The sequence below is a fragment of the Paraburkholderia sp. SARCC-3016 genome, from assembly GCF_031119615.1.
Lineage (GTDB): Bacteria > Pseudomonadota > Gammaproteobacteria > Burkholderiales > Burkholderiaceae > Paraburkholderia.
In genome coordinates, this window is sequence record NZ_JAVHZD010000001.1 from 402307 (window position 1) to 428218 (window position 25912).

27 protein-coding genes are annotated in these 25912 nt (G+C 62.4%); 19 read left to right on the top strand and 8 right to left on the bottom strand.

Features of this window, described 5'->3' with window-relative positions; genetic code table 11:
- Positions 1–13 precede the first annotated feature (13 nt).
- Together QYH69_RS01820 and QYH69_RS01825 are read right to left on the bottom strand one after the other, a co-directional pair.
- A complete protein-coding gene (locus tag QYH69_RS01820; RefSeq protein ID WP_308830206.1) occupies positions 14–2404 on the bottom strand; it encodes a xanthine dehydrogenase family protein molybdopterin-binding subunit in 2391 nt (796 codons plus the stop codon).
- Positions 2401–3777 (bottom strand): MFS transporter, encoded by a 1377-nt coding sequence (locus tag QYH69_RS01825; RefSeq protein WP_308830207.1) that lies wholly within the window; start codon positions 3775–3777, stop codon positions 2401–2403. The genes QYH69_RS01820 and QYH69_RS01825 overlap by 4 nt, the downstream gene beginning before the upstream one ends.
- Before the next feature lie 381 nt (positions 3778–4158).
- On the opposite strand from QYH69_RS01825, the gene QYH69_RS01830 reads away from it, so the two are divergent.
- The gene (locus QYH69_RS01830) at positions 4159–4941 is read left to right on the top strand and encodes a class II aldolase/adducin family protein (protein ID WP_308830208.1); all 783 of its coding nucleotides are present in this window, start codon (positions 4159–4161) and stop codon (positions 4939–4941) included.
- A gap of 3 nt (positions 4942–4944) precedes the next feature.
- Positions 4945–5679: a dienelactone hydrolase family protein gene (locus tag QYH69_RS01835; RefSeq protein ID WP_308830209.1), complete on the top strand. Its 735-nt coding sequence runs from the start codon at positions 4945–4947 to the stop codon at positions 5677–5679.
- A 55-nt stretch (positions 5680–5734) separates the two neighbouring features.
- On the opposite strand, the gene QYH69_RS01840 is transcribed toward QYH69_RS01835, so the two are convergent.
- Positions 5735–6532: a xanthine dehydrogenase family protein subunit M gene (locus QYH69_RS01840; RefSeq protein ID WP_308830210.1), complete on the bottom strand. Its 798-nt coding sequence runs from the start codon at positions 6530–6532 to the stop codon at positions 5735–5737.
- Positions 6533–6544: 12 nt separating this feature from the next.
- Positions 6545–7039: a 2Fe-2S iron-sulfur cluster-binding protein gene (locus QYH69_RS01845; RefSeq protein ID WP_308830211.1), complete on the bottom strand. Its 495-nt coding sequence runs from the start codon at positions 7037–7039 to the stop codon at positions 6545–6547.
- A gap of 449 nt (positions 7040–7488) precedes the next feature.
- Here QYH69_RS01845 and QYH69_RS01850 point away from each other — a divergent pair, with 449 nt between their 5' ends.
- From QYH69_RS01850 to QYH69_RS01860, 3 genes are read left to right on the top strand one after another with little or no spacing between them, the layout of a single operon-like run.
- Positions 7489–9120 carry an FAD-dependent oxidoreductase gene (locus QYH69_RS01850; RefSeq protein ID WP_308830212.1) on the top strand — a complete coding sequence of 544 codons (1632 nt, stop codon included), beginning with the start codon at positions 7489–7491 and terminating at the stop codon, positions 9118–9120.
- Complete coding sequence (locus tag QYH69_RS01855) at positions 9117–9938, top strand: fumarylacetoacetate hydrolase family protein (RefSeq protein WP_308830213.1); 822 nt, start codon at positions 9117–9119, stop codon at positions 9936–9938. The genes QYH69_RS01850 and QYH69_RS01855 overlap by 4 nt, the downstream gene beginning before the upstream one ends.
- A gap of 9 nt (positions 9939–9947) precedes the next feature.
- Positions 9948–10403 (top strand): carbon monoxide dehydrogenase subunit G, encoded by a 456-nt coding sequence (locus tag QYH69_RS01860; protein WP_308830214.1) that lies wholly within the window; start codon positions 9948–9950, stop codon positions 10401–10403.
- Positions 10404–10478: 75 nt separating this feature from the next.
- On the opposite strand, the gene QYH69_RS01865 is transcribed toward QYH69_RS01860, so the two are convergent.
- A complete protein-coding gene (locus tag QYH69_RS01865) occupies positions 10479–11225 on the bottom strand; it encodes an IclR family transcriptional regulator (protein WP_198039187.1) in 747 nt (248 codons plus the stop codon).
- A gap of 25 nt (positions 11226–11250) precedes the next feature.
- Here QYH69_RS01865 and QYH69_RS01870 point away from each other — a divergent pair, with 25 nt between their 5' ends.
- The 4 genes from QYH69_RS01870 to QYH69_RS01885 all read left to right on the top strand — a co-directional run bounded on the left by QYH69_RS01870 (position 11251) and on the right by QYH69_RS01885 (position 14691).
- Entirely contained in the window at positions 11251–11574 is a 324-nt protein-coding gene (locus tag QYH69_RS01870) for a hypothetical protein (RefSeq protein ID WP_308830215.1), read from the top strand.
- 311 nt (positions 11575–11885) lie between these two features.
- Positions 11886–12860, top strand: a complete 975-nt coding sequence (locus QYH69_RS01875) for a cupin domain-containing protein (protein ID WP_308830216.1) — start codon at positions 11886–11888, stop codon at positions 12858–12860.
- 157 nt (positions 12861–13017) lie between these two features.
- A complete protein-coding gene (locus tag QYH69_RS01880) occupies positions 13018–14103 on the top strand; it encodes a porin (RefSeq protein ID WP_308830336.1) in 1086 nt (361 codons plus the stop codon).
- Between the two features lie 12 nt (positions 14104–14115).
- A complete protein-coding gene (locus tag QYH69_RS01885; protein WP_308830217.1) occupies positions 14116–14691 on the top strand; it encodes a UbiX family flavin prenyltransferase in 576 nt (191 codons plus the stop codon).
- A gap of 36 nt (positions 14692–14727) precedes the next feature.
- On the opposite strand, the gene QYH69_RS01890 is transcribed toward QYH69_RS01885, so the two are convergent.
- Positions 14728–15843, bottom strand: coding sequence for an NADH:flavin oxidoreductase (locus QYH69_RS01890; RefSeq protein ID WP_308830218.1), 1116 nt, complete (start codon positions 15841–15843; stop codon positions 14728–14730).
- A 105-nt stretch (positions 15844–15948) separates the two neighbouring features.
- Here QYH69_RS01890 and QYH69_RS01895 point away from each other — a divergent pair, with 105 nt between their 5' ends.
- Positions 15949–16845 (top strand): LysR family transcriptional regulator, encoded by an 897-nt coding sequence (locus QYH69_RS01895; RefSeq protein ID WP_308830219.1) that lies wholly within the window; start codon positions 15949–15951, stop codon positions 16843–16845.
- Between the two features lie 511 nt (positions 16846–17356).
- Positions 17357–18112 carry a FadR/GntR family transcriptional regulator gene (locus QYH69_RS01900; RefSeq protein ID WP_308830220.1) on the top strand — a complete coding sequence of 252 codons (756 nt, stop codon included), beginning with the start codon at positions 17357–17359 and terminating at the stop codon, positions 18110–18112.
- A gap of 33 nt (positions 18113–18145) precedes the next feature.
- Here QYH69_RS01900 and QYH69_RS01905 read toward each other — a convergent pair whose 3' ends face one another.
- On the bottom strand, positions 18146–18916 hold the full coding sequence (locus QYH69_RS01905; protein WP_308830221.1) for a FadR/GntR family transcriptional regulator: 771 nt from the start codon (positions 18914–18916) through the stop codon (positions 18146–18148).
- Positions 18917–19155: 239 nt separating this feature from the next.
- Between QYH69_RS01905 and QYH69_RS01910 the strand changes: the two genes are divergently transcribed.
- The 8 genes from QYH69_RS01910 to pqqA all read left to right on the top strand — a co-directional run bounded on the left by QYH69_RS01910 (position 19156) and on the right by pqqA (position 24827).
- Entirely contained in the window at positions 19156–20184 is a 1029-nt protein-coding gene (locus QYH69_RS01910; RefSeq protein WP_308830222.1) for a 2-keto-3-deoxygluconate permease, read from the top strand.
- Between the two features lie 13 nt (positions 20185–20197).
- A complete protein-coding gene (locus QYH69_RS01915) occupies positions 20198–20626 on the top strand; it encodes a heme-binding protein (protein ID WP_308830223.1) in 429 nt (142 codons plus the stop codon).
- Between the two features lie 23 nt (positions 20627–20649).
- The gene (locus QYH69_RS01920) at positions 20650–21627 is read left to right on the top strand and encodes a D-glycerate dehydrogenase (RefSeq protein WP_308830224.1); all 978 of its coding nucleotides are present in this window, start codon (positions 20650–20652) and stop codon (positions 21625–21627) included.
- A 9-nt stretch (positions 21628–21636) separates the two neighbouring features.
- Complete coding sequence (gene glxR / locus QYH69_RS01925) at positions 21637–22524, top strand: 2-hydroxy-3-oxopropionate reductase (RefSeq protein ID WP_308830225.1); 888 nt, start codon at positions 21637–21639, stop codon at positions 22522–22524.
- A 254-nt stretch (positions 22525–22778) separates the two neighbouring features.
- The gene (locus tag QYH69_RS01930) at positions 22779–23981 is read left to right on the top strand and encodes a PQQ-dependent sugar dehydrogenase (protein ID WP_308830226.1); all 1203 of its coding nucleotides are present in this window, start codon (positions 22779–22781) and stop codon (positions 23979–23981) included.
- A 9-nt stretch (positions 23982–23990) separates the two neighbouring features.
- Positions 23991–24299: a cytochrome c gene (locus QYH69_RS01935; RefSeq protein ID WP_308830227.1), complete on the top strand. Its 309-nt coding sequence runs from the start codon at positions 23991–23993 to the stop codon at positions 24297–24299.
- 67 nt (positions 24300–24366) lie between these two features.
- The gene (locus QYH69_RS01940) at positions 24367–24714 is read left to right on the top strand and encodes a hypothetical protein (RefSeq protein WP_308830228.1); all 348 of its coding nucleotides are present in this window, start codon (positions 24367–24369) and stop codon (positions 24712–24714) included.
- Positions 24715–24752: 38 nt separating this feature from the next.
- Positions 24753–24827: a pyrroloquinoline quinone precursor peptide PqqA gene (gene pqqA, locus QYH69_RS01945; protein ID WP_308830337.1), complete on the top strand. Its 75-nt coding sequence runs from the start codon at positions 24753–24755 to the stop codon at positions 24825–24827.
- A 91-nt stretch (positions 24828–24918) separates the two neighbouring features.
- Here the strand turns inward: pqqA and QYH69_RS01950 are convergent, their stop codons facing one another.
- Positions 24919–25842, bottom strand: a complete 924-nt coding sequence (locus tag QYH69_RS01950) for a hypothetical protein (RefSeq protein WP_308830229.1) — start codon at positions 25840–25842, stop codon at positions 24919–24921.
- Positions 25843–25912: the final 70 nt, after the last annotated feature.

Here is a 25912-nt window from a genome sequence, read left to right on the forward strand (position 1 = left end):
TGATAGGCTCCCGCTAAGCCAGGGTCTTGCCGCTTGCGCGTGCGTCCTGGATGGCCTGCCATACGCGTTCCGGTGTGGCGGGCATGTCGATATGGGTGACGCCTAATTCCGCGAGTGCATCGACGATCGCGTTGATCACGCAGCCGAGCGCTGGCGTCGTTCCGCCTTCGCCGCCCGCGCGCACTCCGAGCGGATTGGTCGGCGACGGCGTTTCGCTGATCTCGGTGACGAAGTCGGGCAGGTCGGACGCGCGCGGAATCGCGTAGTCCATAAACGAGCCCGACAGCAGCTGGCCGCTTCCGTCTTCGTAATAGCAGCGCTCGTGCAGCGCCTGGCCGACGCCTTGCGCGATGCCGCCATGGGCCTGGCCGTGCAGAATCAGCGGATTGATCGCTTGCCCGACGTCGTCGACGGCGATGTAGTCGACGAGTTCGACCGTGCCCGTTTCGGCATCGACCTCGACCTCGCAGACGTGGCTGCCGAACGGATAGCCCGCGACCTGCACGGTTTCGTCCGAGACGGCTGCGAGCGGGCCGCGCAGATCGTCGGGCAGGGCGCTGTCAGCGTTCACTGCCGCAGCGGCAATGTCGAAGATGTCGAAAGATTTCGATGTGCCGTCGCGGGTCGCCGCCGTGAAGCGGCCGTTTTCGAAGCGCACGGCTTGGTCTTCGTGAGTACCGGGCTTCAGCAGATGCGCGGCGATCCGCTTCGACCTCGTGAGCAGCGCCTCGCTCGCCTTGCCGATCACGATGCCTGCAAGGCGCATCGAGCGTCCCGACTGCGAGCCGCCGCCGGCCGGCACGATATCAGTATCTCCGGTGATGATGCGCACCTGTTCGATTGGCACGTCGAACCATTCGGTGATCAGCTGCGCGAAGCTCGTTTCGTGTCCCTGGCCGCTCGACAGCGTGCCGATCACCACGTCGACCGTGCCACCCGGCTGAATCGTCACCTCTGCGCGCTCGCGCGGCATGCCCGACGTGATCTCGACATAGTTGGCGACAGCGATGCCGCGGTGCTTGCCGCGCCGGCGCGCTTCGGCGCGGCGCTGCGCGAACGTCTGCCATTTGCCGAGCTCGAGCGCGCGCTCCATCGTTTGCGGATAAGCGCCACTGTCGTACGTGAGGCCGAGCGGATTCGCGTACGGGAAACGATCGGGCTGAATCAGATTGCGACGCCGCAATTCGACGCGATCGAAGCCATGCTCGCGCGCGGCCATATCGATAAGCCGCTCGATGACGAACATCGCTTCGGGCCGGCCCGCACTGCGATACGAATTCGTCGACGGCGTGTTGCTGTTGACCGCGCGCCCGCGAAAGCTCGCGCTCGGGACATCGTAGACGCTGCTCATGAGGCCGATGCCCTTCGTCAGCGGAACGAACGAAACCGTATGCGCGCCGACGTTGCTGAGGTTCGAGCCGCGCAACGCGAGAAACCGTCCCTCCTTGTCGAGCGCGATTTCCGCTTCGACGTAGAGGTCGCGCCCCTGGTAGTCGCTCAGAAACGCCTCCTGGCGCTCGCAATTCCAGTGCACCGGACGTCCGACGCGTCGCGACGCCCACGCGATAACGGCGAATTCGGGGTAGAACGCATTGCGCGTGCCGAAATTGCCGCCGACGTCGCGCGCGACCACGCGCACCATCGGTTCGCCGATGCCGAGGATATGCGCGAGTTCGCGTTTCTGCCGCACCACGTTGCCGCTGCCCGCGAACAACGTATAGCGCTGCGTTTGCGCGTCATAGCTGGCGGCCGCGGCGCGCGGTTCCATCGGTACGCCGGTTAGCCGCTGAATCCAGGTTTTGATCGACGTGACATGCGCGGCGTGCGCGAAGGCTGCGCTCGTCGCTTCGGCGTCGCCGAGTTGCGCATCGAGCGCGACGTTCGCGTGTTCGTCCCATACGCGAGGCGCATCGGGCGCGGCGGCCGCGAGCGTGCCGGTAACGGACGGCAGCGCTTCGTATTCGACGTTGACAAGCTCGGCCGCATCTTTCGCGATCGCGACCGTCTCGGCGACGACAACGGCCACGGCCTCGCCGACAAAGCGCGCACGATCGGGCGGCAGCGGCAGGTGCGGCGAAATGAACTTCTCCGACCCGTCGCTGTTGGTGAGCTTGACGTCGGCGTGGTGCCCGAGCACGGGGCGGTGCGGCAGCGACTTGAGTCCATCGGCCTCGACATCCTTGCCGGTCAGCACCGCGATCACGCCTTCGAGCGCGAGCGCCGCCGACGCATCGATCGAGACGATCGCCGCATGCGCATGAGGCGATCGAATGAAATAGGCATGTGCCTGGCCGGACAGATGGATGTCGTTGCTGAAGCAACCTCGACCCTGGATCAGACGCAGGTCTTCGCGGCGCGGCACCGGTTGACCGATGCCGTTATGAACGGATGGCGACTTGCTCAAGACACACTCCGGCTGGTCTGGATATGCGGGTCCTGGCGCGTGCTCGGCGGTTGCCGGCTACGCATCATCAGCAGCACCGCGACCATCGCGAACAGCATCGGCGCGGCGGCGCAGTAGAAGATCGTTGCGAGCGGCCAGTGCCGGGCGATCATCAGGCCGCCGACGAACGGGCCGACCACCGACAGCAGCCGCGCCACACCGAACGCCCAGCTCGACCCGGTTGCACGGATACGCGTCGGATAAAGCGTGGCGGACAGTGCGCCGAGTGTCATCTGCGAGCCGATCACGGCGAAGCCGCCCATAAAGATCGTGACCATCAGGCCTGCTTGCGAGGTGCCCGCCTGGCTGATCGACGCGATCCCGACACAGCCCAACGCGAAGACGGCGGCAAGCACCTTGTAGTAGCCGAACCGGTCGGCGAATAGGCCCATCAGCGCAATGCCGATAAAGCCGCCGAATTGCAGCATCGTGGCCGTGCGCAGCGCTTGCGGAACCGGCAAGCCGGTTTGTATGACGAGCGTGGGCAGCCAGTTGTTCATGAAGTTCAGCACGACGAGATTCATGAACAGACACGTCCACAGCAACAGCGTGATACGCGTGCGGTTCTCGGTGAAGAGTTCGCGCACGTGCGAGAACGTGCCGTTCCTGCCGGTGTCGCGGCCCGTGGTCAGCATCATGAAATGAGCGTCGGCGGGGAAGCTCAGCGACGGTACGATCTTGCGCAGGACTGCCGCGATACGCACGTTGTCGTGGCGCAAGGTGAGGAAGCGGATCGATTCGGGCATCCACAGCATCAGCGCGACGGCGAGCAGCAGCGGTAGTACGGCGCCGACGTAGAACACCGAGGTCCAGCCGAAGCGCGGCACGATATGAACGGACAGGAAGCCACCCGATGCCGCGCCGACGGCATAGCCGCAGGTCATCATCGTGACCATCTTCGCGCGGTGCCTGAGCGGCGCGTATTCGTTGCACAGCACGACCACGAGCGGAATCACGGCGCCGAGCACGAGGCCGATGAAAAAGCGCAATACGGTGAGCTCTGTGATCGACGTAGCCTGCGCGAGCAGCAGGGAAATCAGGGCGAAACACAGCACCGTGAATAGCAAGGTTTTCACGCGGCCGAAGCGATCGCCGAACGGGCCGATCAGAATGCTGCCGAGGCCGACGCCGAATACGCCGGCGCTGAACACCGGGCCCAGCGCGCCGGCGCTCAAATGCCATGCCGATTTCAGCGCGGGCGCCACATAGCCAATCATCTGGTTGTCGAAGCCGTCGAGCATCAGCGTGATCGCGCCCAGTATCGCAACGCGTATTTGCAGCCAGCTGATTTTGTGACTATCGATAATCTCGACGACATTGATCGGTTCAGCCATGCCGTGTCTCCTTGCGCTGCATCGTTGCATGCGCTTTTATCGGCGTTTTCCTATGCTGCGGATGTCGGACGGCGGGCAAACGTGCCATCGCGCTGCCGCGCCAGCACCGCAGTCTACCTTGCATCTACAATTCGCTAAGCGAAATACGATGCGCATTGCGAATTCTAAGTTCGGCGCGGCAGAACTGTCAATGTGAAAAGTCCCTTCCGCAACGGCAGGCTGCGGTTCGCAGGCTTTTGGGAGGCGGTTTTACAGGCTTTTTCAGCGCACGGACGGCATTCCGTTGACAGTGTAATGGGTCGCACCGTACTATTTGCTATGCGTTTTACTATTTGCTGTGCAAATTACAAGTTGCGCTTTGCGAATTATTGGAGACGATCGATGAATGTGCTGGACGCGGCGATACAGGACCTGGTGATGGCGAATCACATCCTCGCCAATGAAAACATCGTGGATGCTTACGGTCATGTCAGTGTCCGTCATCCGGAGAACCCGCAGCGCTTCCTGCTGTCCTGCTCGCGCAGTCCGGAATTCGTCGCGGCCGACGACATTCTCGAATTCGGCTTCGACGGCGAACCGGTCGTACCCGGCGGCAAGAAGCCATATCTCGAGCGCTTCATTCACGCGGGCATCTATGCGGCGCGGCGCGATGTGAATGCGGTCATCCATAGCCATGCGGCCGACGTCCTGCCTTTCACGATCAGCACGCGGCCGCTGCAGGCGGTGCTCAACACGGCGTCGGGCATCGGCGAGCACGTGCCGGTGTGGGATATTCGCGATCATTTCGGCGACACGAATATTCTCGTCGAGAGCATCGCGCAAGCAGACGACCTCGCACGCACGCTGGCCGGCAACAGCGTCACGCTGATGCGCGGGCACGGCTTCACGGCTGTCGGGCGCACGCTGATCGAAGCCGTGAAATCGGCAATCTATCTTCCGCTCAATGCGCGCGTGATGATGGCGGCGCTGAGCCTCGGCGGCGATATCAAACCGCTGTCGCCGGGCGAAATCGCGATTCGCCATAAGACGCCGATCGATTCGCCGGCCTATACGCGAGCCTGGGAATACTGGACCAATCGCGTCAAGCTGTCCCGCGTGGGCAGCTGCAGTTGCTGCGGGGGCGAACAGACGCAGCACGATGCGGACAACGCGCGAGGGAAATAAGCGATGCAGACGGAATGGATTGATCTGCCTGATGCCGATCACTTCGGCTCAGACAGCTTCGGCATGCAGGCGTACCGTGTCGCTCCCGCAGGCGCTGCCACGGCGCCGACGGTCATCGTGCTGCATGAAATTTTCGGCGTGAACGCTGCGATGCGCGACGTCGCCGGCATGCTCGCGCGCGAAGGCTTCGAGGTTCTGATGCCGGACCTGTTCTGGCGCGTCGAGCCGCACATTTCGCTTGGCTATGTCGAGCCGGACCGCACGCGGGCGGGTGAACTCATGCGCGGTTACGACACCGATCTCGGACTTGCCGATATCGGCCGGCTTGTCGCGTGGGTCAAACGGCGTTCCGGCGCGCAGCATCGGATCGCCGCGATCGGGTTTTGCATCGGCGGCAAACTTGCGACGCTGCTTGGCGCAAGAGGCGAGATCGACGGCGGCGTGTCGTTCTACGGCGTGCAGTTGAGCGACTACGTCGATGAGATAGCGAAGGCGCAATCGCGTCTGCTACTGCATTTCGGCGGGCAGGATGCGCAGATACCGGTAACGCTCGTCGAGCGGATCGAAGCGGCGTCGCGGCCGAATTCGCGCGTCGACGTTCGCCTTTATCCGGAGGCGAAACATGGTTTCTTCAATCCGTCGCGCACCGATAGGCATCATGCGGATGCCGCGTCCGAAGCCGGCACGCGGACTCTGGCGATGTTGCACGAAGTGTTCGGTTCGCCGGCAGCAGGCTGACTAACCGGTTACGCGGCGCGGCATTGCACGGCGCCGCACCGCGACGGAATTACCTTCAGGCGTTGGCGATATCGACAGCACGCCGTGCGATCACGCCAACGAGATGCGCACGATACGCGGCACCGGCGTGAATGTCGCTGTTCATCAAGTCGACCGGCGTTTCGATGCCATCGAGTGCGGACGAGCTGAACGACCGCTCGAGCGCTTCCTCGAACGCACGGTGGCGAAACACCCCATCCTGCGCGGCGCCGGTCACCGCCAGACGCACGCGCCCGGCCGTCTTTGCGACGAATACGCCGACCATCGCATAGCGTGACGCGGGGTTCGGGAATTTCACATAAGCGGCACGCTCGGCAACCGGCAACCTTACTTCCGTGATCAGTTCGCCCGGCTCGAGCGCCGTGGCGAACATCCCCTGAAAATAGTCGTCGGCGGCGATATCGCGCCGATCGGTTCTGAGCGTCGCGCCGAGCGCGAGCGCGGCCGACGGATAGCACGCGGAAGGATCGTTATTGGCCAGCGATCCGCCGATCGTGCCGCGATACCGGACCTGACGGTCGCCGATATGGCCCGCGAGCCATGCAAGTGCCGGAATCGCCGCCCGCACGATTGGAGACGCCGCCACCACACCATGCGGCGTCATGGCGCCGATCACGAGCGTGTCGTCTTCACGGCGAATCGAGGCGAGACCCAAACCGCTCAGATCGACCACGACCGACGGCTGGCCGAAACGCTGCTTCAACACGGGGATATAGGTCATGCCGCCCGCGAGCGCCTTCGCGGCATCGTCGTTCGTCAGCGTGTTGACCGCATCTTCAATCGTGGCGGGCTTTACATATTCGAAGTCGTACATCCGGGCCTCCGGCTATTGCGCTGCAGGCGCGGTATCGGCCTGCATCAGCGGCCACGCCGCTTCGATCGCACGCACGATGTTGTGATAGCCGGTACAGCGGCACAGATTGCCCTCCATCGCATGGCGGATCTGCTCCGACGTGAGTCCTTCCGGGTGCGTTTCGACGAGGTTGATCGCGCTCATCATCATGCCCGGCGTGCAATACCCGCACTGCAGCGCGTGATGCCGCCGAAACATGTCCTGCATCGGATGCAACGTGCCGTCGGGCGCGGTGAGTCCTTCGATGGTTCTGACCGCGGCGCCGTCGGCCTGAACGGCGAGGAACGTGCACGACTTGACCGATTGGCCATTGACTTCCACTACGCAGCAGCCGCACTGGCTCGTATCGCATCCGACATGCGTGCCGGTCAGCCCCAGCTTGTCGCGCAGCAACTCGACCAGCAGGGTTCTGCCTTCCACCTCAGCCGACGATGGCTGCCCGTTCACCGTTAGCGCAATTCGACGCATGTGTGTGCTCCTCCAGAGTGCGACGCGATGTAGGCGAACCGCGGAATCGAGCCGCGGAGCGGGATTGCGGAGCCGATCTGCGGGGCATGGCCCGCGGTTGCCCCTCGCATCGTTTTAATTTGCAAAGCGGATAACAAAACGCATAGCAAATAGTAGTGGCTCGTGGACGAGACTGTCAATCGGCACGCAGCAGCGAGCCTGCGCCTCGCCGGCGCCGCATGCAACAAGTTGACAACGCAATGACTGGCCCATAAACTGTTTGCGAATCGATATTTGCATTGCGAATAATCGCAAGGATGGACGGAGACAGAGCGAGCGATCGGCGGTGCTCTCACCATGTTTTTCATTTAGTAAGGATCGCCAGGTGCACGGGGCGTTTGCCCCTCGCGCAGGACGCGAAGCCGATGCATTGAGAAAATCAAATTCATATGACAGCCAAACCAGACTTGTTGGAATGCGAAATCCTCGTCATCGGCGCCGGACCCGTCGGGCTGGCGCTGGCGGGAGACCTGGGCTGGCGGGGACGCCGATGTATCGTCGTCGATCGTGGCGACGGCTCGGTGTTCCAGCCGAAGATGGACCTCGTCGGCATCCGCACGATGGAGTTTTGCCGCCGCTGGGGCATTGTCGGCGACGTGGAGGCGAGTCCCTACGATCGCGACTATCCGCAGGACAACGTCTATCTGACGGCGTTGAACGGTTACGAACTGGGCCGCCAGGCGATGCCGTCGATGCGCGCCGAGCTGCCGCCGCCGGAGAGCCCGCAAAAGCGCGAGCGCTGCCCGCAGAACATGTTCGACCCGATTCTGCGTAAGTTCGCCGAATCGCAAGCGGGCGTACAGATGCTTTACGAGCATGAATACGTGTCGTTCGAAGAAGACGCGGACGGCGTGACCGCGAACGTCGTACGGGCGTCGGACCAGCATGCATTCACGATCCGCGCCAAATACCTGGTCGGCTGCGACGGCGGACGCAGCCTCGTGCGCGAGCAGCTCGGCATCGGCATGCATGGCAAAGGCGTGCTGACGTACACGACCAACGTGATCTTCCGTTGCGCCGAATTCAACAGCCTGCACGACAAGGCGCCCGGTTACCGCTATATGTTCGTCAATCACACGGGCGTGTGGGCGACGATCGTTGCGATCAATGGCAAGGATTGCTGGCGCATGTCGATTGTCGGCAACGCGGACGAGCGCAAGCGCTATACGAATGACGAACTGAAGGCGTTCGCGTGCCGCGCGCTCGGCCGTCCGTTCGAGCCCGAGATTCTGAGCGTGCTGAATTGGACGCGCGAGGAGCTCGTCGCCGATCAATACGGCCGCGGCCGCGTGTTTATCTGCGGCGACGCGTGCCATCTGACGTCGCCGACCGGCGGCCTCGGCATGAACACCGGCATCGGCGATGCCGTCGACCTTTCATGGAAGCTCGATGCCGCATTGCAGGGCTGGGGCGGCCCGGCGCTGTTCGATGCATACGAAATCGAGCGCAGGCCGATCGCCGAACGCATCACGCGTTTTTCGACCGGCAACCTCGAAACGATGAAGCAGGCGAGCAATAGCCACCGTCTCGACGAAGACAGCGAGGTCGGCGCGGCGGAACGTATCAAGGTCGGTCAAGCGCTCGGCGAAGGTTTGAAGCGCGAGTGGTTCTCGCTGAACATGCACCTCGGCAATCGCTACGCCGACTCGCCGGTCTGCGTGTATTCCGAGAATGAGGATCGCGAGCAGATCGTCGCCGAATACAACGACGGCGTGAACTACCGGCCCACCACGCGCGCGGGCTGCCGCGCACCGCATGCGTGGCTTGCCGACGGCCGCTCGACGCTCGATCTGTTCGGACGCGGCTACGTGCTGCTGAGCTTTACGAAGGACGACACCGCTCAGCGCCTTGCCGACGCCGCGCGCGACGCGCGCGTGCCGCTGACACTGCACGCGATCGATGAACCGGCCGTGGCCGCGCTCTATGAGAAGCGCCATGTGCTCGTGCGTCCCGATGGCCACGTCGCCTGGCGCGGTGACGCGCTGCCCGCCGATCCGATGGCGCTTTTCGCAACGATTTCTGGAAAGAAGGAACAACAATGAAACTGTTTCGCTTCGACGACGGCCGGATCGGCGTTCAATCCGGCAACGAGAGCTACGACATTACCGACGCGCTCGGCATCGACACGCAGATGTGGCCCCCCGTGCAGATGGTGCAGGTGATCCGCCAGTTGTGCGAATCGGCCCCCGCCGTGCTCGATCATCCGAAGACGCGCCGCATCGATCTCGCATCCGTGCGTCTGCTGGTGCCGATCGAGTGGCCGAACAAGCTGCTCGCATTGCCCGTCAACTATGTGGCGCACGGTGCGGAAATGAACTCGGCCAATCGCGCGGATCTGAACGGCTTCTTCCTGAAAGCGAACTCGTCGCTGTCCGGTCCGAACGATGCGGTCGTGCTGCCCGATCTGCCGGGACGCGAGATTCACCACGAGTGCGAACTCGGCATCGTGATCGGCAAGGGCGGCCGCAACATCAGCCGCGCCGATGCGTGCGAGCACATCTTCGGCTATGCCTGTCTGATCGACATGGTCGTGCGCGGCAAGGAAGAACGCGTGATGCGCAAGTCGTACGACACGTTCTGCCCGTTTGGACCGTGGATCGTGACCGCCGACGAGGTGCCGGACCCGGCCAACCTGCAAACGCGTCTGTGGGTCAACGACGAGCTGCGGCAGGACTCGAACACGAAGGACCTGATTGTCGACATCCCCGGCATGATCGAGCTGATCTCGCGCGTGGCGACGCTGTATCCGGGCGACATCATCGCAGCGGGCACGCCGGCAGGCGTCGGCCCCGTCCAGCGCGGCGATCGCATGCGCATTGCGATCGATCACGTCGGCGAGATGACGCTCGACGTCCGCTAGGAGACCGATATGGATTTCAAAGGATCGGAAACGATCAGGGCGCCGCGCAGCCTCGTATGGAAATGCCTGAACGATCCGGAGGTTTTGAAGCACTGCGTGCCCGGATGCCAGTCTTTTACGGCGGCCGGCGAGGGCGAGTTTCTTGCGACGGTGACAGTCGCGGTCGGTCCGGTCAAGGCCAACTTCAAAGGCAATCTGAAGCTGTCCGATCGTGTCGAGCCGCAAGGCTATCGGATCGTCGGCCAGGGTGAAGGCGGTATCGCCGGATTCGGCAAGATGAACGCCGAGGTGGTGCTCAGCGACGACGGCGACGATACCGTGCTGTCGTATGTCGCGTATGCGGAGGTCGGCGGCAAGCTCGCGCAGATCGGCACGCGGTTGGTGTCGTCGGTGGCGAACAGGCTCGCGGCGACGTTCTTTCAGCGCTTCAACGAGAACGTGAGCGCGCTCGCCGCGCAGCAATGAAGCGATGCAGAAGCGGCGCGGCGGGCGGCAGGTCCCGCTAGTGCGGAACTTGCCGCCGCAATACGGCAGCGCCGCCTATCTCATCGTATCGAGCGCGGACGCGAATCGCGCGGCAAGCCGCTTCAGTTCGTTGCCAACCTTGACGAGCGTTTCGTCGTCGAACACGAGGCTGATGCCACCCGCGCTCAGCGACAACAGCGCCTTGCCGTCCGACGACATGACCGGCACCGCGACGGCATTGATCTGCGCATGCAACGAGCCCTTGTTGATGATGAACCCCGTGCGCTTGTACTGCGCGATCGATTGCTTGATCTTCGGCAGCAGCGTGCTCCAGCGCTTTTTCTCGATCTCCTGCAGTTCCTTGAAGACCTGCTCGCGCTCGTCGTCGGGCAGTCCGGCGAGGTACGCCCAGCCGGTGGCCGACGACGACAGCGGCACGCGCGAGCCGACTTCGAGATCGCGCAGGATGATCTGCGAGCCCTGCATGCGCTGCATATAGACCATGTAGTGCCCGTCGCGCATGCCGAGCGAAACGGCGCATTGGTAGCGGCTCGCGAGCGCCTGCATGTCGTCGCGCGCGAGCTCGGCGATCGGCATGCTGGCAATCGCCGCCTGCCCGAGGCCGAGCACGGAAATACCGGGACGCAGCCGGCCGCCGCGGTCCGTCTGCACGAGATAGCCCTCCTGGATCAGCGTGTAGCAAAGCCGCCAGACGGTCGGCTGCGCGAGACCGGTCATACGCGCGATGTCCGCCGTGCCGAGCGCCGGGGTCGCGCGCGTGAAGCAGCGCAATACGTCGAGTCCTCGGGCCAGCGCGGTCACGAACTGGCGGTCTTTCTCGGGAGCGATGTCGTCGTCGCTCCTGGCAGCCTTGGCAGTGGTTGTTTTTTTAGCTGGTTTTCGTTCTGTCAATTTGGCAATCCTGTTGTGCGCGAACTGGATGGAGCGCAGCGCGCTCATGGCAAACGCGGAATGCGGCGCGCAGGCCGCTCTCGGTGGCATCTCCCCGGCGCTTGTCGTGCCCGGGCGTTGCCTCTTTAACGTGCCGAATTATAAGCAGCGCGTGCATCGACGTCGCGCAGCGTCGATGAAGCGTGCCGCCGCCGTGATCCGTTGCCGCGCGAGCGGCGATGCGGATATTCACACAGAGGATAGCTTACTCGCAAGGTGAATTGGGGCCTGGCGGGCATTTCGCGCGTCGTTTCAGCGCAAAGGCAAGGCTGCATGCGCTCGCCGGGGCGATGCCCACTTTGTGCAATCGATGCGTGGCGAATTTGCCTAAACGAATTGACAGATCAACTGAACCCGATATAATTTGCTCTACAGATTGAAATTCGCATTGCGAATAACGCGGACGAAGCGAAACAAGGCGATACAGCAGTGCCAGGAGACCAGGGCGAAACGGTGCCGACAGGAAAATTCTGCGGCTGGAAAGCGTTGTGCCGCATCCGTTCTCCGCTTCCAACCCAGAGGATGATTCCGATGTCGCAAGCCGAGCATGCCGAAGTCGATTTCGATTCAGCGCAAGATCTGCCTGCTTTGCACGCGTTGCTCGAGCACGTGCAGATGAAAAACGGCTGGGCCAAGCCCACGCCTTCGCTGTATCCGCAACCGAAGCAGACGTTCGTGCCCGCGCATTGGCGCTATCGCGATGCTCGCGCGGCGCTGCATGCGGCGGGACGGCTCGTCGGCACCGAATGGGCCGAGCGGCGCAACCTGATCATGGCCAACCCGATTCCGGGCAACGACTACGCCACGGTGCGCACGCTGGTCGGCGCGTATCAGATGATCAAGGGGCACGAATCGGCGCGCAGCCACCGGCACACGCCGAACGCCATGCGCGTCGTGCTCGAAGGCGCGCCGAACATGTACACGATCGTCGACGGCGTGAAAATCCCGATGCTGCCCGGCGACATCCTGCTGACGCCGAACGGCTGTTACCACGGACATCTGAGCGAATCGGACCGGGAAGGCTACTGGATCGACTTTCTCGATGCGCCGCTCGTCCAGCATCTGAATCCGATGTTTTTCGAGGTTCATCCCGATGAACTGGAAAAGAGCCATCGCGTGGACGCGCATTCGCCGATGCGGTTCGCCTATGCGGATTACCGTCCGCGGCTTCTCGACTCCGCCGAGATTGCGGCAGGCGTACGCAGCCTCGAACTCGGGCCGCCGACGCTCGTCACGTTCGACCGCGTGGTGCTGCATCTCGCCGCCGGTACGCAATGGCCGTGCGCGCGCACCACGGCTAATCGCATTTTTACGGTGGTCGAAGGTGAGGGCGTGACGCGGGTGGCCGGCCGCGAGTTCCGCTGGCAGGCAGGCGATATGTTCGCGATGCCGGGATGGAACGAATACAGCATCGAGGCAAGCAACGACGCGTTGCTGTTGCGCGTGTCCGATGAACCGCTACTGCGCATGCTCGACTGGTATCGCGTGGACGGGACTGCCTGGTAGGAAGCGCGAATAATCGTGCGGCTTTCGTATGACTATTAATTGGCATTGCAAAATTAAATGTCATTGGTGACGCAGTAAGCAGCAGAACGTGCGCCCTCAGATCGCACGGCACCGTCAAGGTGTGAACAAATACAAAAAATGGAGACAGCAATTGAAAATGAGATGGAGCTCGGCTGCCTGTGCAGCGGCGTTCGCGCTTGCGTCGACTCAGGCGAGCGCGCAAAGCAGCGTCACGATCTTCGGCTTGCTCGATGTGGGTTTGACCTATATCAGCAACATGAGCGGCCACTCGTCGGTGCAGTTCAAGGACGGGCAAAACTCGCCCAACATATGGGGCTTTACCGGAACCGAAGATCTGGGCGGCGGATGGAAGACGTTCTTCATGTTGCGCGATCAGATTGTGATCGGCACGGGATCGATTCTTAACGGGCAGAGCCTCTGGTCGAAGTCGGCGTATGTCGGCATGAAAAACGAGCGCTACGGTTCGATGTCGGCTGGCGAGCAGTACGACTTCATGCGCGACATGGTGAAAGATTCACCGGCCGAAATTTCCGGCCACCTTTATTCATATCCGGGCGGGATCTTTACGAAGCTCGCTATCCCGGGCAATCCGTCGGGTAGCTTCGACTGGAGCCGCTTGACCGGCACACCGATTTCGAACTCGATCCGATATGAGTCGCCGAAGTTCGCCGGTTTGCATGTGGGCGCGATGTATGGCTTCGGCAATGTCGCCGGCTCGATCGGCGCGGGCAATGCGTCGAGCTTTCTGGTCAGCTACGAGCAAGGCAAGTTCGGCGCCGATGCCGCGTACACCACCACCAAACACGTCGGCACGCTGGGCGCGCCGGACGTCACGATTCGGAACGCGGCGGTGGGTTCGCGCTATACGTGGGGGCCGGTGTTTATGACTGCGCTGATCACGACGGTGCGCAACGTCGCGAATGGCGCTGCAGCAGCGTCGTATTCCGCGGGCGCGATGTACCACGTCACGCCGCTATGGTCGCTCGGTTTCAGCTACATGTACCAGAAGGGCAACGAAGAGTTGAGCAACCAGCACGCGAATGAGATCGCCGGGATCGTCGACTATGCGTTGTCGAAGCGGACTTCCGTCTATGCGCTCGGTGCGTGGCAGCGGACGAATCATGGCTTCCGCGCCAATATCGACGGCTTGCTCGGCGCGACCGCAGCGGCGAGCGGGCCCAATCAGGAGGTGTTTCGCGTGGGCCTCCATACGCGCTTCTAAACCGGAAAATCAATGGGAAATACAGCAGCGCGGCGTCTGGTCGTCGGTATCACGGGGGCATCGGGCATTGGGTATGGGATTCGGGCGCTCGAAGTGCTCAAGGAAGCGGGCATCGAGACGCACCTGATCCTGAGCAAGGCCGCGGAACTGACGATGACGTACGAGACCGACCTCAAGTCCAACGATCTGCGCGCGCTGGCATCCGTGTGGTATTCGTCGGGCGATATCGGCGCGGCGGTTTCTTCAGGATCGTTCCGGACGATGGGCATGCTGATCGTGCCGTGCTCTGTTCGGACCATGAGCGAGATCGCGACGGGCGTGACGGGCACGCTGATGAGTCGTGCCGCCGATGTTGCCTTGAAGGAGCGGCGCCGGCTGGTGTTGGGTGTGCGCGAGACGCCGCTGCATAGCGGTCATCTGCGGACGATGCTGCAGTTGTCCGATATGGGCGCGGTGGTGGCGCCGCTCGTGCCTGCGTTCTATTCGCGGCCGCAGTCGCTCGACGATGTCGTTGACCATACCGTCGGGCGACTGCTCGATCTGTTCGATATCGAGACCGATATCGTGAAGCGCTGGAAAGAGGCGTAGGGGCATCGGCCCCTACGCGGCGCTGCATTCAAACATTCAGGCATCGGCCAGCATCGCGAGTTCGTCATCCTTGATGCTCGCGACCGGATGAAGAATCGCGCCATCGAATGTCTTCGGCTCGCGGTTGCCTGCGAGTACCTTCGGCAGGTCCGGGTTGGCCAGCGCGCCACGTCCTACCGTCACGATGTCCGCACCGGTCGCGAGCGCATTCGAGATTCGCTCTGCCGTGTGCAGGCTGCCATTGGCGATGATCGTGACGTTCGGCGCGTAGCGGCGCGCCAATGTGACGAGACTGTCGCGCGTGCCTTCGAACGCGGGCTGCCATGCCTCATATTCCGTCACGTGGATGAAGTCCGCGCCGGCATCGGCGAGCGCGCCGAAGATGATTTCGGCGTCCGCTTCCGCGCCTTGCCACTTCGATACGTAGTCGTTGACCTTGCCTTGCGAAATCCGGATGCCGACCGGAACCGTATCGCCGACGCTGTACTTGACCGCGTTGACGACATCGGCAAGCAACTGCACGCGCGCCCTCGTATCGCCGCCCCAACGATCGGTTCTGCGATTGGTCTCCTGCGTGAGGAACTGGTCGAGCAGATAACCGTTGGCGCCGTGGATCTCCACGCCGCTGAAGCCGGCGATATTGACCGCGCGCTGTGCGGCGTCCACGAACCCTTGAAGCGCGTCGTCGATTTCGGCATCGGTCATCGGCTTGGGTTCCTGGTACTGCCCCGCGCCGTAATAGAACTCCATCTGCTTGCCTTTCGGGCGAACCGCCGACGGCCCCACCGTGTGCGAGCGATAGATATTGCCTTGACTGAGTGCGCCCGCGTGCATCAGTTGTGCGAACACATGCGCGCCTTGCGCTTGCATATCGCGATTGAACGCTGCCCATGCTTCTGCCTGCGCGTTATCTGATAAACCGGGTTGAAACCGGTATCCTTGCGAAAACGCCTTGTCCGTATAGATGCCTTCGGTCGTGACGAGACCGAAGCCACCCTTCGCGAAACGCCGGTAATAGTCGAACATGGTTTGCGTCGGGTGCCCGTCTTCGGTGGCCGTGATGCGCGTCATCGGAGCGACTGCAATCCGGTTACGTACCGCGATGCCATTGCCATCGTACGGGGAAAGGATCAGAGAGGTGGTGTCGGTCATTTTGCAGCTCGTCTTGAAGAGAAAGTGTCCCTATCTTAGGAGTCGAGACGAGCAGGAAACAGACATCGGAATGTGAAGGCACCCTAACACTTCTGGATATAAACCATGCTTCTTCCGGACGTTCGAACCTTCCTCGCCGTTGCCTCGGCGGGAAGCCTGTCCGCCGCGGCGCGCCAGCTGGACGTGGTTCCGATGCAGGTATCGCGGCGCATCGCGGCGCTCGAAGAAGATCTTGGCGTGCGTCTTTTTCATCGGACCACGCGGTCGCTGACCCTGACCGCGGAAGGCGAGGCGTTTGTGCCTTATGCGAGAACGCTGGTTGATGCAGAAGCGACCGCGCGTGCCGAATTGAGTCCGTTGCCGAAAACGGCGTCAGGCGTGCTGCGGATGACTGCGCCCAGCGGCTTTGGGCAATCGGTGGTGCTGCCGATGCTTTCGCGGGTGCTGGAAGAGAATCCTGAGCTGCAGATCGATCTCGATCTTTCGGATCGTCAGGTGGATATCGTGGGGCAGGGGCTCGATCTCGCGTTGCGCATTGCGCCGTTGGAGGATTCGGAACTGATCGCGAAGAAAATTGCCGCTAATCCGCGGCTAATTTGTGCGGCGCCCGACTATCTGAAAAAGCATGGGGTTCCGCAGACCGTGGCCGAGCTCGACGGCCATCGATGCGTCAGGCTCTGCGCGGTCAGACGATGGCCGCTGATTGTCGACGGTGCGATGACGCGCAGGCGTGTGGAAGCGTCGATCACCACAACGAGCGTCGAAGCAGCGCGCACGGCTACCGTGCAAGGCCTGGGACTTGCGATGCTGACGTACTGGGATGTGTTCAGGCAGTTAGCCGACAAGTCGCTTGTGCGCGTGCATCTGCAGGATGCTTCGATGGAGGACCTGTCCGTGTGGGCTGTGATTCCGAGCAGGCGTTACGTGCCCAATCGCGTCAATGTGTTCCTCGGCGCGCTCGAACGCGAGATCGCCGGGCTCGCGAAGAAATACGGCCGCTGACAACGGCAACCCGACCCGCGTTGTTGCGGCCGTCCAGCCGGCGCGCCCGGTTCACCCGATCATCGAGGCGTCACGCCGCATACATAGGTCTGCGCGACGTCCCGGGAATCGCTGCCGCGCTCCGTAGCAAGATCGAATGATTCTGCGACAGCGTAACGCCGACGCACTGGTCCGGAACAGAACAACTGGATAGAAATGGAAAGTCCATGTCGACGGACAGGACGAGCCGCGCCTGCACGCGGCAGCAGTGGGGCGGCGACCTAAAGAAAACGTCGCGCCGCGCCGATATGATGTGTTTCGGGAAACGGGCTTGACGAACGACGTCGCCTCCGGCGAAGGCCGCCGATAACGGCTAGGCGAACTCCGATTCGTTGCGGGGTTCAGACGGGGCCTGCAGCTTCGTCTCGGGAAAACGCCTTGCGTGTCTGTCGCCGACTGGAAGATGCGCTGGAATTAAAGGAAAATGTAACCTGTCTCCCCTGCACAGGGCCACGGAACCCAATCGCACGCCATGTTTACCCGATCATCCGGCCCTTCCATTGCCAGACCCGTCACGCTGACGCAGCAGGTCGCCGAGCAGATCGCGGGCGAAATTCTGAGCGGGGTGTATCCGGTCGGCACACGGCTTCCATCGGGCAAGGATCTCGCGCAGCGCTTCGGCGTGAGCGCGGCGGTAATCCGGGAAGTCACCGAACGCCTGCGCGCGCAAGGCCTGATCGACAGCCGGCAAGGTTCCGGGTGCACGGTGCGCGCGCGTACGCAAAGCACGGGCTTCCAGGTGCCGGAAGGCCGCGACGCGAATCGTGCGGACCTCGTCAATGTGTTCGAGCTGCGCCTCGACCTCGAGGGCGCGGCGGCGGCGCTTGCGGCCGCGCGCCGGACCGACGAAGACCTCGCCACCCTCGAAGCGATCCTGCTCGCGCTGGCCGAGCAACGGTACACGCCGAACCGCGCCATCGAACTCGATATTGCTTTTCACGTCGCCGTGGGCGACGCGACTCACAATCGCTATTTCAAGGATCTGCTGCAGTACCTGAACGTGCAGATTCGCGAGTCGGTGCAGGCAGGGCGCACGAATCCGATCGCTTATCCCGACCAGCCCGACGACGTGCATCGAGAACACGTCCGGCTGTTCGAGGCGATTCGCGCGGGCGATCCGGTCGCGGCGCGCGCCGCGGCGATGTCGCATCTTCACAATGCGGCCGCGCGCCTCGATCTCACCATACAAGGGCGCGACGCGCTCGGCGAAGTGTCCATACCCGGCTGATTGCGCCGGGCTCCGCTCGTCCTTCCTCAGGCCTCATCCGACGCGCGCCGCAGTATCGCGGCGTGGCTCCTGCGCGACCGCGAGCAGCATGCCCGAATCACGGTCGCGGCCGGGAATATCGAGCTCGAGGTGGCATGCCGCGCGTTGCAGATGCAGCATCACCGCCGCGCGCGCTTCGTTTGCGTTGCCGTTGCGGATCGCTTCGTACACTGCCAGATGCTCGCGCTGCACGGTTTGCGGCAACGGTTCGTTGACGAGTGCGTTATAGCGCGCCGCGTGCACGGCCTGACGCAACTGCAGGTTCAAATACCTGAGCAGCGCGCCGTAGTAGGGATTGTGCGTGGCGGCCGCGATCGCGACGTGAAAGGCAAGGTCCAGTTCGACGCCTGCATCGAGATCGTGAAGGTTCTCGCCGAGCTCGATCAGGATGCCTGATAGTTTCGCGAGATCCGCGTCCGTGCGCCGTACAGCCGCCAGTCCTGCCGCGGCACCTTCGAGGTCGAGCCGCAATTCGAACACGCTCGACAGTTCCACCGGATCGGCAACCCTGGTCGTCAGGATCTGAAAGCCCTCGGCTTCGGCGCGCGCCTTGACGACACACCCCGAGCCTTGCCGGCTGTCGATCAGGCCTTTGGAACGCAAGCGCTCCGTGACCTCGCGGATCACCGCCTGACTGACGCCATACATCTGACCCAGCGCTTTGCCCGACGGCAGCTTGGTGCCGACCGGATAGACCCCCGAGTAAATGGCCTCCCGCAGCAGATCGGCTACTTGCGCGGTCAACGAGTTGAGTTTCGCCGCCATGTGTCTCCTCGTGCTTGTTAGCCTCGATGCGACGTAGCGTAAGCCCAGGATGCCCCAAAGCGTGCACTCAACTTGTCCAGGGTTTACCTGAGCCATGCTTCAGCAAACTTATCATATAACATGATTACACGCTAAGACGACAATCAGGCGCGCAGACCTGAATCGATGCGACCGAACGCCGTGAATCCACGCCAACAAAACGATGGTGTCCGCGAAGCGGGCAGGTTCAGGAGACGACATTGAAGATCTATCAGGCAATTAATCGCGTACCCGGCGGTTTGATGGTCATACCGCTGTTCATCGGCATGCTGGTCAACACGCTCGCACCGAATGCACTGAAAATCGGCGGCTTTACCGAAGCGCTGACGAACGCAGGCTATCCGACGATCCTTGCGATGTATCTGTTCACAGCGGGCACCAAGATGACATTGCGAGCCGCGCCGAAGATGTTGCGGCGCGGACTCGGCATTCTGGTGGCGAAGGTGGGCGTGGCGGTGCTTCTGGCGCTTGGCGTCGCGCATCTGTTTCACGGCAATTTTCTCGGCCTGTCGACGCTCGCGTTGCTCGCGGCGATGAACGACACCAACGGCGGCATGTTCCTCGCGCTGACGAGCGCATTCGGTACGAAGGAGGACGCGGGCACCTATGTCGTGCAGAGCATCGAGACGGGACCGTTCGTTACGATGCTCGTGCTGGTCGGCGCGGGCCTCGCGGTGATTCCGTGGCTGACAATGGCTTCCGTAATCGCCCCGATCGCCGCCGGCGCGATTCTTGGCAATCTTGACAAGGATCTGCGCGATTTCTTCGGCAGGCATGAGCCGATCATCGTGCCGTTCATGGCGTTCACGCTCGGCGAAGGCATCAACCTCAAGTCGGTCACGACGGCCGGGCTGCCGGGCATTCTGCTCGGCGTGGGCGTGTTCGTGATCACCGGCATCGTCTGCATTACCGCCGATCGCCTGCTGGGCGGGTCGGGCATTGCCGGGGCGGCCGCCTCGAGCACGGCAGGCAACGCGGCGGGCACGCCGCAGGCGGTGGCGCTTGCCGATCCGAGCTATGCTGCCATCGCGCCGCTCGCGACAGTGCAAGTGGCTGCCTCGGTCATCGTGACCGCGATCCTGACGCCTGTTCTTACCGCATTCATACACCGCCGCCTGAAGCGGGCGGAGCAACGCAAGCCGCAGGCGGCCGTGCCGGCCGCTTCATCGTGGGACCCCGGCGAAGACGCCGGGGGAATCGATCACCCCCATCCCGCCATAAACCGATAGCCAAGAGGAACCGATGGCAGTTGCAGAACTCGATCTCGAACGCGCCCAACATCTGGTCGACCATCTGATTGCGCAAGCGCGCGAGAAATTCGGCAAGCCCGTATGTGTCGCCGTATGCGATGCATACGGCTTTTTAATCGCATTCGCGCGTGCCGACGGCACGCCGGTGCGCAGCATCGCGCTCGCGCAGCAGAAGGCCTACACCTGCACGCGCATGGTCGGCACGACTCAAGCATTTCTCGAACGGCTGCGGCGCGAGGACCTCGCGATCGGCTACTTCTGCGACCCGTTGCTGACCGCGCTGCCGGGCGGCGCGCTGCTCGACGACGGCCACGGGCGCACGATCGGCGCGGTCGGCATCAGCGGGCTCGCGCCCGCGGAAGACCAGCTGCTTGCAGATAGCGGCAGCGGTGTTCTCCAACACCGTGCGCAGCGCGATTAATTTACTTCAACAGGAAACAGGCAATGGCGAAGAAGAGCGTCTATGTCACCCGGGCGATTCCCGAGCAGACCATCGATACGCTGCGCGAGCGTTTCGACGTAACCGTCAACCCGCACGACCGCGCGCTGACGCGCGACGAACTGCTGCAGGCCGTGCGCGGACGCGACGCGCTGGTGACGCTGCTGACGGACAAGATCGACGGCGAAATTCTCGATGCGGCCGGAACGCAATGCCGGATCGTCGCCAACTATGCGGTCGGCTTCAACAATTTCGATCTCGACGCGGCGACTGCGCGCGGCGTCATCATGACGAACACGCCGGGCGTGCTCGACGATGCTACCGCCACGCATGCGTGGGCGTTGCTGCTTGCCACGGCGCGGCGCGTGTCGGAGTCGGAGCGCTATGTTCGCGCCGGCAAATGGAAGGGCTGGGCGCCGATGGCGTTCATCGGCCAGGACGTCGATCACAAGACGCTCGGCGTCGCGGGTCTCGGGCGCATCGGTTCGAAGTTCGCGCGCAAGGCCGCAGCGTTCGACATGAACATCATCTACACGGACGCGCAGCCGAACGAGGCGTTCGAGCGCGAGTATCGCGCGCGCTTCGTCGACAAGGCGACGCTGCTGCGCGAATCGGACTACCTGTCGCTGCATCTGCCGCTGCTGCCGGATACGCATCACTACATCGGCGCGGCGGAACTGGCCGCGATGAAGCCGACCGCCGTGCTGATCAATGCGGCGCGCGGTCCGCTCGTCGACGAGAAAGCGCTGGTCGCCGCCTTGCAGGACAAGGTGATCTGGGGCGCGGGACTCGACGTGTTCGAGGACGAGCCCGCGCTGGCCCCGGGGCTGGCCGACCTGGACAACGTTGTCATCGTCCCGCACATCGCGTCGGCGACCACGCAGACCCGGCTCGCGATGGGCAAGATCGTCACCGATAACGTGATCCGCGTGCTGAACGGCGAGTCGCCGCTCAACTGCATCAATCCGCAAGCTCTCAAGTAAAGGGACGCCATGGCAAAGGTGGGATTCATCGGGCCCGGCATCATGGGCGCGCCGATGGCGGCGAATCTGCTGCGCGGCGGTCATCAGTTGTTCGTGAACGCGCGCCGCTCGGTGCCGGCCGCATTGCTCGAAGCCGGCGCACGGCCATGCGCCTCGCCGAAAGAAGCGGCACAGCAGGCGGACTTCGTGTTCCTGATGGTGCCGGACACGCCGGACGTCGAACAGGTGCTGTTTGGCGAGAACGGCGTGGCAAGCGGCCTCGGTCGCGGGCAGGTAGTGATCGACATGAGCTCGATTTCGCCGATCGCGACGCGGGAATTCGCCGCGAAGATCAATGCGCTCGGATCGAAGTATCTCGACGCGCCGGTGTCGGGCGGTGAAGTGGGCGCCAAGGCAGGCACGCTCACCATCATGGTTGGCGGCCCCGCTGAAACGTTCGAAGCGGTCAAGCCGCTGTTCGACTTGATGGGCAAGAACGTCACGCTCGTCGGCGAAAACGGCGACGGTCAGACGACCAAGGTCGCCAACCAGATCATCGTGGCGCTGAACATCGAAGCGGTGGCAGAGGCCTTGCTGTTCGCGTCGAAGGCCGGCGCGGATCCGGCCAGGGTGCGGCAGGCCCTGATGGGCGGCTTCGCGGCGTCGAGAATTCTCGAGGTGCATGGCGAGCGGATGATCAAGCGCACCTTCGATCCCGGCTTCAGGATCGAGCTGCATCAAAAGGACCTGAATCTGGCGTTGCAAGGAGCGCGGGCGCTCGGCGTGGCGTTGCCGCACACCGCATCGGCGCAGCAGCTGATGAACGCGTGCGCGGCGCAGGGCCAGGGCAAGCTCGACCATTCCGCGCTGTGTCAGGCGCTGGAACTGATGTCGGACCACAAGATCGCCGATCAGTAAGTTAAAGGGTTTTTATTGCACAGGCGGTGTGCCGCCTGCGGTTTTGCTTGCAACAGCTTGCGCAAACGTTTCACTGATTTAATTAGCATTACAGAAATTACGAAAACGAAATAAAAGCATGGATGCGGGTTGATGCGAGACGCTTTCGGGCGTGGTTGCATGAACCCGGCCGGCACGGCGATGCCGTGCGTTTCCGCGGAATCGATGCTGTTTCTCGAGTCCGCGTCATAACCTTCGAAAAACAGAGGACGCACATGGACCGAAGCTTCAAGCGCACCCTTCTTGCGTTGGGCGTACTGGCTTACGCGGCGGCAGGCACAGCGCTCGCGCAAGACGCGCCGCAAACGTATCCGCAAGATCCGCAAGCGATGGCTGCCGTCAGGCAGAACCTGAAGAACATCAAGCTGCCTCCCGGCTTCAAGATCGAACTGTATGCGATGGTGCCGGGCGCGCGCGCCATTGCAGTCGATCCGACGACGGGCACCGCGTATATCGGCACGCGCAAGAACGCGGTATGGGTGCTGCACGACGACGGCAACGGCAAGGTGACTCAGGTTACCGAGTTTTCGCCGGCGAGCAATTTCAAGGATCCCAATGGCGTGTGCTTCTCGCCGGAGGGCAAGTTGTTCGTGGTCGAACTGAACCGTATTCTGTCGTTCGCGAACCCGGGCAGCGCGACGCCGACCGAACAGATCATCGTGCCGCAGGGCCAGTTGATTCCGGTCGGCGACGAAGCGTACAACCACGGAGCGCGCGTCTGCCGGATCGGGCCGGACGGCAAGCTGTACGTGACGGTAGGCGAGCACTACAACGTGCTGCCGCCCGAGAAATACGACGCGTACTACAAGGCGGGCATGGGCGCCATTGTTCGTTACAACCAGGACGGCAGCGGCCGCGAGATATACGCGCACGGCATTCGCAATTCGGTCGGGCTCGACTTCAATCCCAAAGACAAAACGCTGTGGTTTACCGATAACCAGACCGATACGCTCGGCGACGACCGTCCGCCGGGCGAGTTGAATCGCGCGACGAGAGCCGGCGAGGATTTCGGTTATCCGTTCTATGGCGGCGGCCATGACCGCACGGTCGAATACAAGGACAAGACGCCTCCGCCCGGCGTCGTGTTCCCGCAGGTCAACCTGCCGCCTCACGCGGCGGATCTCGGCATGTCCTTCTACGAAGGCTCGTCGTTTCCGAAAACGTATGACGGCGGCATTTTCGATGCTGAACACGGCTCGTGGGTCCGCAAGCATCCGCTCGGTGCGCGCATCATGTTCACGCGCCTGAAGGCCGACGGCACGGCGGTGGGGACGAAGGTGTTTGCCTCAGGCTGGCTCACCGACGATGGCCAGTACAAAGGGCGCCCGGTCGACGTCGAGCCGATGAAGGACGGCTCGTTGCTCGTGTCGGACGATTTTGCCAGTGCGGTCTACCGCATTACTTACGTCGGGAAATGAGGGGGAAGTGTGCGAACGATTTTTTGCAACGTCATTGTGCCGATGCTGCTGGCAGCGATCGCGTCGTCGAGCATGGCAGCCGATATTGCAGCAGGCAAGTCGCGCGCGGCGCAATGCGCGGCCTGCCATGGGCCGGATGGGCATGCGGTCATGCCGCAGACGCCGAACCTTGCGGGCCAGGACGAGGATTATCTGGTCGCGCAATTGAAGGCCTTTCGTTCCGGCGAACGGCAGAACGAAACGATGTCGGTGATCGCGAAGCCGCTCAGCGACGTCGAAATCGCGAATCTCGCCGCTTACTTTCACAGCTTGAAGTGACCGCGTCCCATACGAATGAATGGCGGCCGGACGCATGGCGCGAGGCCGAAACGATCAGGAGACGACAATGAAGATAAAAGCGACCACCGTGCTTGCATGCTGCTGGTCTGTTGCCGCGCTCGGGGCGGTGATGCCTGCGCGCGCGGCTTCCGATCCGCACGTCTTCACGCAGACGTGCCCGAACGGCGACAAGATCGCGGTGGACATGAACAGGAAGACCTTGGCGTTCACGCGCGGATCGCAAACCTACCATGCGACCTACGACGATGGTTATGCGATGACGTGGGCGGCCAACAATCCGCCGCTGCCTCCCGGCGTCAAGAACATGCCTACCGGCGGGCAGGTTGGAACCGATGGCGTTTTCTTCGGCGATGGTGACGTCGACAACAACGTCGTGTGTCCGCGCGATAAATGAGCGGACGTTTTTTCTTTTAACCTTAAGGAGCCTTAGCCATGACCTGGACCACTCCAGCCTATACCGACATGCGTTTCGGTTTTGAAATCACGATGTATATCGCCGTGCGTTGATCGCGGTCAGTCTTCACGCTCAAGGCGGTTTTCCGCCTTGAGCGTGGATGCCGGTGCAACGTCACCGGCTTTCTCGACGCTCTGCGCATTCTCACGTTCGGATCGAGCCGCGTCGCGCCAGAAGCGAGAGGTTCGTGGAGCACCATTTCCGGCCAGACCTCGTTTCGAAGAGCAGATAGATCGCGGTCAGCGCCAGCATGCCCGTGAAGGGTTGGTATAGCCGCACCTCTTCGAGAATGCCGAAGATGAAAATGCTCAGCGTGTACAGCGTCATCGTGACGCCTATCGCGAGCAGATTCTTTTCCTTTTCGCGATATCCCACGTAGGTGCACGCAAGAAAAACCAGCATGATCGTTGCGTACACCAGGGATACCTTGCTTGCCGAGAGAAATACCGTCCCGTTATGGAGGTAATGGAAATGATTTTCAAATTGCTCGTGTGCCGTATCCGCGCCTACGCCCGCCAGCATCGAAGCCTTGAAGAGCATTTTTCTTAGCGCCTCGGTGATGGCAATGCTCATGACAACAAGGCCTGCGCCCCACGTCAATGGACGAAGTGCGATCCGCTGACCGAATGCGATCGGCGAGACACCTCTGAGGATCAGAAACAGTCCAACGAAAATACAGGATTCGCGGCTAAGCACAAAAAAGATAAACAGCAAAACGAATGGGAAAATGCGTTCGCTTCTGATGGCGAACAGAAAAAGCATGGTGAGCAACACCGATTCGATGAAGTCCCAAGGGTAGCTGAAGTAGTGTATGCAGGCCACCCATGCTACCGACGATGCGACAAGCGCGAGCACCGTGAGACTGACTCTACGCGTCAGTACATAGGCGCACACGCACAAAGCCAAATTTTCCAGCATGAGGAACACTTTCGCGAAATCATTGAACGGATTCTGCGAGACATGCCTGAACAGGTCCAATAGATAGGGACCAAGAAGACGATTCTGAAACGCTCGCCAGTGAGGCGTCCCGCTCAATACTCCGTCAGAGGCTGCGAGCAGCATATCCATGTTGGACACGTGCTTTCTCGCCCAGAACGCATACTCGATCCACGTGCAACCCGCGACACACAAAAGCAGT

Coding starts and splice junctions, on each gene's coding strand:
- QYH69_RS01825 (WP_308830207.1), bottom strand. CDS start 3,777: ATGGCTGAACCGATCAATGTCGTCGAGATTATCGATAGTCACAAAATC.
- QYH69_RS01830 (WP_308830208.1), top strand. CDS start 4,159: ATGAATGTGCTGGACGCGGCGATACAGGACCTGGTGATGGCGAATCAC.
- QYH69_RS01835 (WP_308830209.1), top strand. CDS start 4,945: ATGCAGACGGAATGGATTGATCTGCCTGATGCCGATCACTTCGGCTCA.
- QYH69_RS01840 (WP_308830210.1), bottom strand. CDS start 6,532: ATGTACGACTTCGAATATGTAAAGCCCGCCACGATTGAAGATGCGGTC.
- QYH69_RS01845 (WP_308830211.1), bottom strand. CDS start 7,039: ATGCGTCGAATTGCGCTAACGGTGAACGGGCAGCCATCGTCGGCTGAG.
- QYH69_RS01855 (WP_308830213.1), top strand. CDS start 9,117: ATGAAACTGTTTCGCTTCGACGACGGCCGGATCGGCGTTCAATCCGGC.
- QYH69_RS01860 (WP_308830214.1), top strand. CDS start 9,948: ATGGATTTCAAAGGATCGGAAACGATCAGGGCGCCGCGCAGCCTCGTA.
- QYH69_RS01870 (WP_308830215.1), top strand. CDS start 11,251: ATGTCGTCGTCGCTCCTGGCAGCCTTGGCAGTGGTTGTTTTTTTAGCT.
- QYH69_RS01875 (WP_308830216.1), top strand. CDS start 11,886: ATGTCGCAAGCCGAGCATGCCGAAGTCGATTTCGATTCAGCGCAAGAT.
- QYH69_RS01880 (WP_308830336.1), top strand. CDS start 13,018: ATGAGATGGAGCTCGGCTGCCTGTGCAGCGGCGTTCGCGCTTGCGTCG.
- QYH69_RS01885 (WP_308830217.1), top strand. CDS start 14,116: ATGGGAAATACAGCAGCGCGGCGTCTGGTCGTCGGTATCACGGGGGCA.
- QYH69_RS01890 (WP_308830218.1), bottom strand. CDS start 15,843: ATGACCGACACCACCTCTCTGATCCTTTCCCCGTACGATGGCAATGGC.
- QYH69_RS01895 (WP_308830219.1), top strand. CDS start 15,949: ATGCTTCTTCCGGACGTTCGAACCTTCCTCGCCGTTGCCTCGGCGGGA.
- QYH69_RS01900 (WP_308830220.1), top strand. CDS start 17,357: ATGTTTACCCGATCATCCGGCCCTTCCATTGCCAGACCCGTCACGCTG.
- QYH69_RS01905 (WP_308830221.1), bottom strand. CDS start 18,916: ATGGCGGCGAAACTCAACTCGTTGACCGCGCAAGTAGCCGATCTGCTG.
- QYH69_RS01915 (WP_308830223.1), top strand. CDS start 20,198: ATGGCAGTTGCAGAACTCGATCTCGAACGCGCCCAACATCTGGTCGAC.
- QYH69_RS01920 (WP_308830224.1), top strand. CDS start 20,650: ATGGCGAAGAAGAGCGTCTATGTCACCCGGGCGATTCCCGAGCAGACC.
- glxR (WP_308830225.1), top strand. CDS start 21,637: ATGGCAAAGGTGGGATTCATCGGGCCCGGCATCATGGGCGCGCCGATG.
- QYH69_RS01930 (WP_308830226.1), top strand. CDS start 22,779: ATGGACCGAAGCTTCAAGCGCACCCTTCTTGCGTTGGGCGTACTGGCT.
- QYH69_RS01940 (WP_308830228.1), top strand. CDS start 24,367: ATGAAGATAAAAGCGACCACCGTGCTTGCATGCTGCTGGTCTGTTGCC.
- QYH69_RS01950 (WP_308830229.1), bottom strand. CDS start 25,842: ATGGATATGCTGCTCGCAGCCTCTGACGGAGTATTGAGCGGGACGCCT.